Here is a 2402-nt window from a genome sequence, read left to right as displayed (position 1 = left end):
CCCCTATTCATTCCTTGGTGGACTACAAGGCCGCGACACGGGAAGATCTGGAGGAGACCAGGGCGCTTGTCGAAAAGACTGGCCAGAAGTGTGTCAGCGCCGTCGCTGACGTTCGTGATAGGGCTGCGCTGACGGGTGCCGTCGAGGTCGGTATCGAAGCGTTCGGCCGGATCGACATCGTATGTGCCAACGCTGGCATTATGACGGTGCACGAGCACAGTTGGGATATCCCGGAGGACGCTGTCGATGCTGTACTAGATACCAATTTGAAGGGTGTCTGGAACACAGTCGTTGCAACAGCTCCATACATGGTCGAGTCCAAGCGCGGAGGATCGATCATCCTTACGTCTTCAACGGCCGGCCTTCGCGGGCATACGCCGTACGCGCATTATGCGGCAAGCAAACATGGCGTGGTGGGCCTGATGAAGGCCTTCGCCAACGAACTCTCGCGGTACAAGATCCGTGTGAATACTGTTCACCCAACTGGCGTCCTTACCGAAGGTATGGGAACGTTCAGTGATCGAACGATGGCGATTATTGGTAGCAGTGTGACTGGGCTAGCGGGGGCCACCAACATCCTGCCTGACCTCGATGCGGATCCTGATGCAGAATACGCGCCTGTGCCGCTATTGCTGCCGATTGAGATTAGTAATGCGGTGCTATGGCTCGCGAGCGATGAAGCCCGCTATGTCACTGGTGTTGCACTCGCGGTTGACGCTGGAAACACCGTAAAGCCTTGAGCTGTCACGCAGTGCACATAAGGCTGCAATTCAGGTGCGTCTTCCGTGTAAACGGAAGTCACCCTGATCCAATAGATTGGAAAGGAGTTAGAAATGCGAGTTGAGATTGACACGACCAAATGTCAGGGGCATGGCCGCTGTTATCTATTAGCTCCCGAAGTATTCGATATGGATGAAGAAGGCATGGGAATTGTGACCGACCTTCGGCCAGCGGTCGAGTACCTTGATAGCGCGCGGAGCGCGGCCGAAAATTGTCCCGAGACTGCAATTTCGATGAAAGAATGAACATCGACATCGCGGCATCACAATTACCTACACGGCCGGATGCCCCGAATCCGACCCCGAAACTATGAAAAGGTGACCCCTCTCGTAATCTGGCGGCCCACACAGTGGACATCCTGCACGTTGTGGGCATGCTCGCAGAGCTGCGGTGGCGGATCGCCCATTAGCAGGCGCACTGCGGCGAGCAACATTGACTCGTCGAGAAGTCGGACCCCGCAGCACGATCCCCTGCGGGTCGGTCCGGTTGAGCTTTGATTGCCCCGCCGACGATGTGAGCCTCGACAAATGCCGCGGGCAATCGAGATTCGCCGACATGTGTGACAATGCGGTGCTTGCGCGAGAAGGAAGAGAGATTGTATTGCGCGTAGTCGCGATCCGCGCCAGGATTCTCGTAATCCATTGCTGAACAATGCTTCCGCTTATGGCAGGCGTTGAACTAAAACCGATATTCGTGAGTGCACGACTATCGTACCGATCGAGTAGCGCGACGGCGTTTCACGACGTGGGGAAGACGACCCCGATCGAGGATCCGCCGATCCTGTTGGAGGACGATCTCCGCTCGCAGAGGTAGCGCGCTAAAACCGCGGTGCTCCAGATCTATGAGCACACGGGCTGCATGTTCCTCGGGGTGATGCGACTAAGGCCAGCTCGGGTGACGATGAATTGGCATCGGATTGCCGTCGAAGGGCGGTGTTCACTACGTGAGCGTAGTGCCAGGGCCTGTGAGACGGGCAGTGCGAGGGTGCATCCCGCCCTCCGGGGGTCATGTCAACCAGCGCCGAGGCGGTCCTTCGTGTTGTCGTTGAGACGACAAACGAATGTTGTATACTTGAAGCGTGGTGATCGTGCAATACGTGTACGTCCAGCCGTCGCGAACCGCTAGTGATTTATAGGCCACGCTGAATAGTTTGATAACCGAGTGGAAGCTCAAGGTGACATGGCGCGCAGGAAAGCAGGGAACGTCCTCAGCAAAGATGGCGAGGAAGCCCGCTCGCAGATTCTCCATGCTGCGCAGAAGGTGATCTTGCGCTTCGGTTTGGCGAAGACGACGATGGAGGATATAGCGACGGAGGCTGGAGTTTCACGTCCGACGGTATACCGGTACTTCCAGGATCGTACTGAATTGACCTCAGTGCTGATCGATTGGCGCGCTCGAGAAGTGCTGGAGGCTAGCAGGGAACTTCTTCAAAGGGAGGGATCCTTTGAGGATAATTTCATTGCGGGTCTGATTCATACCGTCGCCTTGGCGCGCGAAGATCCGATCGTGGCTATGGTTCTGGCCCCGGCAAATCAGCGAGGAGAGTCGTGGTCGGAAACTCTTGAGTTGGCTGCCGAGTTGACGGCCGACCTTTGGGAGCCTTTTCTGAAAGAGGCGAGGAC

General features: G+C 56.6%; 3 protein-coding genes. All 3 read left to right on the top strand.

Annotation, left to right across the window (positions count from 1 at the left end; all coding sequences use genetic code 11):
* A partial coding sequence (locus tag AC1DWT_RS50850; RefSeq protein ID WP_477926222.1) for an SDR family oxidoreductase occupies positions 1–740 on the top strand: 740 nt, incomplete at its 5' end.
* A 93-nt stretch (positions 741–833) separates the two neighbouring features.
* Positions 834–1025 carry a ferredoxin gene (locus tag AC1DWT_RS50845; RefSeq protein WP_105417969.1) on the top strand — a complete coding sequence of 64 codons (192 nt, stop codon included), beginning with the start codon at positions 834–836 and terminating at the stop codon, positions 1023–1025.
* Between the two features lie 916 nt (positions 1026–1941).
* Positions 1942–2402 (top strand): TetR/AcrR family transcriptional regulator (locus tag AC1DWT_RS50840; RefSeq protein ID WP_477926221.1); only part of this gene is annotated, 461 nt, incomplete at its 3' end.

The organism is Rhodococcus sp. P4_B6 (assembly GCF_056402215.1).
Note: the sequence above shows the minus strand (reverse complement) of the source record. Positions and strands in the feature narration are given on the sequence as shown.

Coding starts and splice junctions, on each gene's coding strand:
- AC1DWT_RS50845 (WP_105417969.1), top strand. CDS start 834: ATGCGAGTTGAGATTGACACGACCAAATGTCAGGGGCATGGCCGCTGT.